At 50.5% G+C, this 6,991-nt stretch carries 6 protein-coding genes; 4 read left to right on the top strand and 2 right to left on the bottom strand.

From position 1 onward, the window contains the following. Nucleotides 1–17: 17 nt before the first annotated feature. Nucleotides 18–1,616, bottom strand: a complete 1,599-nt coding sequence (locus ACVBEF_RS02990) for a hypothetical protein (protein ID WP_447122457.1) — start codon at nt 1,614–1,616, stop codon at nt 18–20. Nucleotides 1,617–2,015: 399 nt separating this feature from the next. Here ACVBEF_RS02990 and argH point away from each other — a divergent pair, with 399 nt between their 5' ends. Beyond that, the gene (gene argH, locus ACVBEF_RS02985) at nt 2,016–3,410 is read left to right on the top strand and encodes an argininosuccinate lyase (protein ID WP_447122456.1); all 1,395 of its coding nucleotides are present in this window, start codon (nt 2,016–2,018) and stop codon (nt 3,408–3,410) included. A 54-nt stretch (nt 3,411–3,464) separates the two neighbouring features. On the opposite strand, the gene ACVBEF_RS02980 is transcribed toward argH, so the two are convergent. Beyond that, nucleotides 3,465–4,175 (bottom strand): NYN domain-containing protein, encoded by a 711-nt coding sequence (locus ACVBEF_RS02980; protein WP_447122455.1) that lies wholly within the window; start codon nt 4,173–4,175, stop codon nt 3,465–3,467. Between the two features lie 214 nt (nt 4,176–4,389). Here ACVBEF_RS02980 and ACVBEF_RS02975 point away from each other — a divergent pair, with 214 nt between their 5' ends. The 3 genes from ACVBEF_RS02975 (at nt 4,390) to ACVBEF_RS02965 (ending at nt 6,991) form a co-directional block, all read left to right on the top strand. Further along, nucleotides 4,390–4,617 (top strand): hypothetical protein, encoded by a 228-nt coding sequence (locus ACVBEF_RS02975; protein WP_447122454.1) that lies wholly within the window; start codon nt 4,390–4,392, stop codon nt 4,615–4,617. A 225-nt stretch (nt 4,618–4,842) separates the two neighbouring features. Continuing rightward, nucleotides 4,843–6,000: an ABC transporter substrate-binding protein gene (locus ACVBEF_RS02970; protein ID WP_447122453.1), complete on the top strand. Its 1,158-nt coding sequence runs from the start codon at nt 4,843–4,845 to the stop codon at nt 5,998–6,000. A 109-nt stretch (nt 6,001–6,109) separates the two neighbouring features. Then, nucleotides 6,110–6,991, top strand: coding sequence for a branched-chain amino acid ABC transporter permease (locus ACVBEF_RS02965; RefSeq protein WP_447122452.1), 882 nt, complete (start codon nt 6,110–6,112; stop codon nt 6,989–6,991).

Below are 6,991 nucleotides of genomic sequence, written 5' to 3'. Positions count from 1 at the left end.
TCTCCGACTCAGTAGTTCTATGCCGAGTACCACGGACAAGCACGAATCGATCCTTTGAGGTACTGCAAGTTTGACAATACAGAATTATTACCATTAACAATCTTGTTAAATAGTCTGCCCATATTGAAGCTCACAGCATTATTGGCATCAACAGCGACCAGGTCGGTAGCCAGATTGGTCAACGTCAGATTGGCCATGACATTGCTGCTGGTCTGACCATAGATATACACTTTGGCAGTAGCAGGTACAGAGATCGAAAGCTTGCCGTTTGCATCAATCGATATCGTCACGGTATCAATGATGACTTGTAGTGAGCGTTTGCTGGCGACCGTGTCCGACAGTTCTAACGCTACCTTGATGTTTTCAGTTCTGACGTTACTGGCATTTGCAGGAATTGGATTACCCTTCGCCAGCAACGAAAAGGCGAAAGTATCGAGAGAAGCATTCGCCGCCGAAGTAGCCACCATACCCGCATTGAACTGGTCAAGTGTGTAGGTGATGCCGTTAATGGCAATCTGATCGTTGACGATGGACAGATAATTAGTCGGCGCGCTCAGAGTGCTCGCATTAATGGTCTGACCAACGTTACTAGCTTGCGTATTTAACGCCGTTGCCGCTGCAGCTTTTGACTGAGGCGTGCTGGTCAGTGAGGTATTTGCAGAGGACAGCGTCGTCAACGCAGCAGCAACACTGGCAACGCTTTGCAGATTAGTTGGCACTAACAAGGTTGCTACAGCGGTCAAGGTATTGGTGATCGTAACATCCGACTGCAACGAAGTCACCAGAGCTGGCGAGTAAGTCGTGGTTGCCAGGGTTTGTGCCTGAGCCGTAATCGCTGCTGCCGCCACACCAGCGACGCGCGCCGGACTCAATGTTGCCACTACGGTCTTCACCGTTGCTAACACTGTATTTGAGGAAGTTGTCACGTTAGTGACCGATTGCTGCACCACGCTATTGACTAACCCGCTGGCGACGTTACCGCTAGCATCGATCAATGAAGCGGTCGGATTAGCGAGCAGCGTTGCCGCCACCGCTTTAACGACTTCCAGATAGACCGCCTGGAGCGAGGTAGTTGTTGAATTTTGACCCAGCCCGGAAATCGTATTGGTCGTTTGCTGAATGATCTGCTGCAACGCCAGCGTCTTCTTCAGGGCATCCGCATTGCCTGCCGCAGCAGGATCGAGTTTGGTCAGATCGGAACCAACCGGCAAACCGACGAAGGCGGCAATCTGTGCAGAAGTCAAACCTGCATCGACCATCAAACTAGTCAATGGTGTTGCAACAGTGCTACCTGCCTGTGCTTTCAAGACACCGTTAAATGGCAGACCTGTATCGATGTTTGTACCGCCACTGACAACGATGTTACTCGTGCAAGCTGGTGAAAATGTAAAGTTACCCGCGCTATTGGTCAGCACAACTTGTTCACCGGTATCCGTCGCGCCATTTTTATTGGTATCGCACAACACCGCTGAGCCGCTGAGGTAGCCGTCAACCGCCGTGCCAGATCCAGTCGATGGTGCCGCCGTCGCTGCTGGGGATGATGATCCTCCTCCTCCGCATGCGGCTAATGCCAAAGCAACAGCAATTGACATTAGAGTATTTTTATTGTTAATCATTTAAGATTCCATTGTTTGGGCTAGTTACCGGAGAGGATGCAAAATGCAAAAGTTGCATAATTAAAAGTATCATTATTTACAAATAGTAACATTCAAAGAAATATTTTTAATTAAATGAAACTAATTACTTATGAATGTCCAATATCGTCGTATTTTAGCAACCGACCGATTTTCTTAAAGTCGTCAAGCATAAATTCCAAAGAGTAAAACAGTGCTGAAATGACAATACAAACTCTGTTGCGAAGACTGTTTAACAACAAAAAAATTGAAATCTATCCCTCTCAATCACAGGAAAAATGCAAGCTTGTTTTATAATCGCGCATTACCTCAGGGATAAATCAGTGCGATTTTTTACGCAATTGATGACACCATCATCGAATCCTCACACCATCCAATACCATGACAGAACAATTTTCCAAAAAGGCCGAAGCCTGGTCTGCGCGCTTTTCCGAACCAGTCTCCGACCTCGTCAAACGCTACACCGCATCGGTATTTTTCGATAAACGTCTGGCTGAAGTCGATATACAAGGCTCACTGGCACACGCCGACATGCTCGCACACCAAAACATCATCAATGCCGACGATTTTGCCGCGATCAAACAAGGTATGGCCCAGATTCAAGACGAAATCGGCACTGGTAAGTTTGAATGGCTGCTAGACCTCGAAGACGTCCATCTTAATATCGAAAAACGCCTCACCGAACTAGTTGGCGACGCCGGTAAGCGTTTGCACACCGGACGCTCCCGCAACGATCAGGTCGCAACCGACATCCGCCTGTATTTGCGCGGCGCAATCGACGACATTTGCGGTTTGCTGCGCGACCTGCGCTTAGCCCTGCTGACGCTAGCCGAGCAACACGCCGACACGATCTTGCCCGGCTTCACCCACATGCAAGTGGCGCAACCGATCACCTTCGGTCACCACGTTTTAGCCTACGTCGAAATGTTCGGGCGCGACACCGAGCGCATGCAAGATTGTCGCAAACGCGTCAACCGCCTGCCGCTGGGCGCAGCCGCGCTAGCTGGCACTACGTTCCCGATTGATCGTCAACGCGTTGCCGCCACGCTGGGTTTTGATGACGTTTGCCGCAACTCGCTCGATGCCGTCTCGGATCGCGACTTTGCGATTGAATTTTGCGCCGCAGCTGCGCTGGTGATGACGCATATCTCACGCATGTCAGAAGAATTGGTGATCTGGATGAGTCCACGTGTGGGCTTCATCGATATCGCCGACCGCTTCTGCACCGGCTCATCGATCATGCCGCAAAAGAAAAACCCGGACGTACCTGAACTGGCCCGCGGCAAAACCGGCCGCGTCAACGGTCATTTGATCGCTCTGTTGACCTTGATGAAAGGCCAGCCGCTGGCCTACAACAAAGACAATCAGGAAGACAAAGAACCGTTATTCGACACCGTCGACACCCTGACCGACACGCTACGCATCTTCGCCGACATGGCCAGCGGCATTACCGTCAAGCCAGAAGCCATGCGTGCCGCTGCCTTGCAGGGCTATGCGACTGCTACCGATCTGGCTGATTATCTGGTCAAAAAAGGGCTGCCATTCCGCGACGCGCACGAAGCCGTGGCATTGACTGTGCGCCATTGCGTGGATCAGGGTTGCGATTTGAGTGATCTGTCTTTAGAGCAACTGCAAGCATTCTCTAAGTTGATTGAAGGGGATGTATTTGAGGTCTTGACGCTGGAAGGCTCTGTTGCCGCGCGCGATCATATTGGTGGGACTGCTCCGCGTCAGGTGCGGTTGGCGATTGCGCATTTGCGGGCGGAATTGGGGTAAGGATTTTTCGCAAAGATGAGTCACGGAGGTTAGTGCCCGGGTGACTCGTCCGGCTCAATCATTGCGACATGTGGGTGACGATTCATTAACGGGTATCTTTGCTTCGATCCTCCACTCATCGGGCTTGCGTATCGCTGTGCCGGGTATCTTATCGGGAAATAATGCGTTTTCAAGATGCACCGGGCTGAGGATCTTTGCCCAGTCAGTTTTTTGCACAAGATCAAATGCCATCTTTCTGTGATCGTTACCTTTAATCGGCGCGACCAAGCCCAGTTTTAAATCAGGATGATGGTCGCGGATTACAGAAAGAGCGCCAACGATGTCAGTATCGTTAGTACAGATCACAGCTTGTTCATATGCCTGGGTCCAGGCACCCGTAATCAAATCTGATGCCAGATTAACATCCGTGTGTTTTTCAGTAAAAGCATAGACTTGCACTTGTTTGAGCTCAGGAGCAGCTGGCAGAGGCCTGACCAGACGCTGGTATGGTGTTGCGGCAAGATGCTTACCTTCAATAATAGTGACTTTGTGCGGTGGCATTTTGCGCAATGCCTGAAAGTATGTCCGCTGCCTCTTGGGAGAATTCGGATCATCACACATCCGACCAAGGACCGGTGCGGTGTAATACCTCACTTCAACGACATCAGCCTGATCGTCTAAGACATGTTGCTGAAATAGCTTATATAGATCCAGCCACTTATACGGAGATCGGCGCAACAAACCGTAATAAAGGTTGTAGCCGTCAATGTAGACGATGGTTTTCAAAAATATCCTCTGAAAATGACAAAGCCGCCCGGAGGCGGCCTGTCGCCCCAAGAGCATCTAGCCTGGCAAGACGGTCGAGGGGTGAGTCGTGAGCCAATAATACACAAGAATGACCTTGCCATCAATAACGAATAATGTTTTAGGCATGCTTATTTAGGTATGCCTATGTAGCTATTGAAACGTTAATAACGCATAGTAATTACAAATCTGTCATTTGAACGAGTTTCTATGGAGCAAGTTAAGCCGGGAGATTAAAAAAATCGATATATTGCTAAAAATGCATAACCAGTGCTATCTGCTACAGATTGCACGGCATGACAATTCCAGCCTTCACCCACAACCGTATCTGTTCATGCTGCTGCAGTGCATCACCATCGGCTTTATCGGCTTTGCCTTGTTAGGGCTAACATTTTTTGCTGTGGCCGGTGTTGCCGGGGATTGAAACCGGCGGTCTGTTTCCGATGAGTCTGATTATGTTGATGGATCACCTCCAAAATCCCCAGAGGTGCGCACAACGTCGCCGGGGCGATTTTGCATAAGTCCTAACTTAAAAAGTCCTTTATACTCTCCCACCGCTATGAAATAGTGGAACATGCGTACACCTCACGTACACGCACAATAAACGCAAAAAACACCAAGAATTCGCACCACAAAGGGAGAACTCCAAATGAAATTAACACCCATGCTCAAAACATTGACCGCGCTGGTACTTGGCGCAACCTTGGCGCATTCTGCGCTGGCCGCTGATGTCAAACTCGGTCTGGCTGCAGCGCTGACCGGCCCGGCGGCCAAATACGGCGTTGCCATCAAAAACGGCTTTACCTTGGCAGCTGAAGAGGTCAACGCCAAGGGCGGCGTCAACGGCGACAAATTAGTCCTGATCATCGAAGACGAGCAAGGCAAAAAAGAAGAGGCGATTAACGTCTTTAAAAAATTGATTTTCCAGGATAAAGCGTTGCTGGTATTTGGCCCGACTTTATCCAATTCAGCTTTTGCAGCCGACCCGATTGCGAATGCATCGAAAGTAGTTGCTTTTGGTACCAGCAATACCGCCGACGGGATCACCGCGATGGGACCTTTTACGTTTCGTAACTCAGTGATGGAAGCCGACGTTTTGCCGGTAACCACGCGTGCTGCGGTGAAGCATTTCGGGATCAAAAAAGTCGCCATCATTTATGGCAATGACGATGCCTTCACCAAGAGCGGTTACGACGTTTTTAAAGCGACGCTGGCTACGCAAAACATTCCGGTCACGACCACTGAGGCATATGCCAAGGGCGATGTTGACTTTAAGGCGCAGTTGACCAAGATCAAGGCCACCAATCCTGATGCTATCGTCTGCTCTTGCCTGACTGAAGAAGCGGCGAACATCATTTTACAAACCCGCGCGCTCGGCATGAAGCAACCGTTTATCGGCGGCAATGGCTTGAATTCACCTAAGCTGTTTGAGATTGCCAAAGGTGCTGGTGACGGCACCATCATGGGCAGCCCATGGTCGGCGGAGAACATGACGCCAGCAAACAAAGCATTCATTGCGGCCTACAAGGCAAAGTTCGGCACCGACCCTGATCAGTTTGCGGCGCAGGCTTACGATGCGTTATATATCGTCGCAGCAGCACTCAAGACGGTGAAGTTAAGCGGTGCATTAGCGGCTGATCGGATCACTTTGCGCGATGCGTTGCCAGCGGTGAAAATTGCGGGCGCAACTGGTAGCTTTGCTTTCCGCAAAGCACCCGAAGCAGGCGGCAAACCGGTCGGTTATGACGCGCAGCAAGAAGCGATTGTGAATATTGCTGAAGGTGGGAAATTCGTTCTGTTGAAGTAAATTTTTCTGCTGCAAAGAAGTATAAAAAGGCACACCGATAACATCGGCGTGCCTTTCGCTTTGGTTTTTCCTTTCTGCTCTTTTTGCGATACCTATAAAGATTTTCCCTATGCTCGAACAACAACTTATTAACGCGCTTACGCTGGGCAGTGTATATGCCCTCTTTGCGCTAGGTTTCACGCTGGTGTTTGGCGTACTCGGCGTGATCAATTTATCGCACGGCGCGATTTTTATGCTAGGTAGTTATATGGCGCTTCTGCTGGTCGAGCAATTAGCGCTGCCGCTTTGGCTGGCAATGTTGCTGGCGATGCTGGGATCGGGCGTGATCGGTCTGGTAGTCGATTATGTGGTGTTGCGACCTCTGCGCAAACGCAATGCACCGCATCTGGCACCTATGATTGCGACCATCGGCGTGGCGATTATTTTGACGAATGTTGCGCAAGGTTTGTTTGGCGCTGAAAACAAACGTTTTCCGCAGGGGATCATCCCGGAAGACAGTTTTACGTTCGGTAACGTGCACCTGACAGCCGTGCAGATTGGCATCGTCGTCATTTCGTTTGTGCTCATGCTGGTGTTGCTGGTCGTGATGCGCCGCACGCAATTGGGACGCGCCTTGCGCGCCATTGCGGAGTCGCCAAAGGCGGCATATCTGCTGGGCATTAATGTTGAAGGTCTGTTTTATCTGACGTCATTTGCGGCGGCGGCTTTGGGTGGCGCGGCGGGCGTTTTGGTTGGTTTGTCGTTCAATGCGATTACGCCGTTTATGGGGCAGCCGATGCTGCATAAAGGGATTGCTGTGATCATTCTGGGCGGCATGGGCGATATCCGTGGCGCGATGATCGCCGGGCTGTTTCTGGGCTTCGCGGAAGTGTTGACGGTGGCCTATATTTCGAGCGACTTTCGCGATGCGGTTGGCTTCGGTTTACTGTTTTTGATCTTGTTGGTCAGGCCCTCAGGCATGTTCGGCAAAGTGCTGGAAAGAAAGGCGTAA

It is taken from the genome of Glaciimonas sp. GG7, from assembly GCF_052976905.1.
This window is presented reverse-complemented; position numbering and strand designations above follow the sequence as displayed.

Excerpts from the sequence above, each read along its gene's own strand:
- ACVBEF_RS02990 (WP_447122457.1), bottom strand. The coding sequence starts at position 1,616 with ATGATTAACAATAAAAATACTCTAATGTCAATTGCTGTTGCTTTGGCA.
- argH (WP_447122456.1), top strand. The coding sequence starts at position 2,016 with ATGACAGAACAATTTTCCAAAAAGGCCGAAGCCTGGTCTGCGCGCTTT.
- ACVBEF_RS02970 (WP_447122453.1), top strand. The coding sequence starts at position 4,843 with ATGAAATTAACACCCATGCTCAAAACATTGACCGCGCTGGTACTTGGC.
- ACVBEF_RS02965 (WP_447122452.1), top strand. The coding sequence starts at position 6,110 with ATGCTCGAACAACAACTTATTAACGCGCTTACGCTGGGCAGTGTATAT.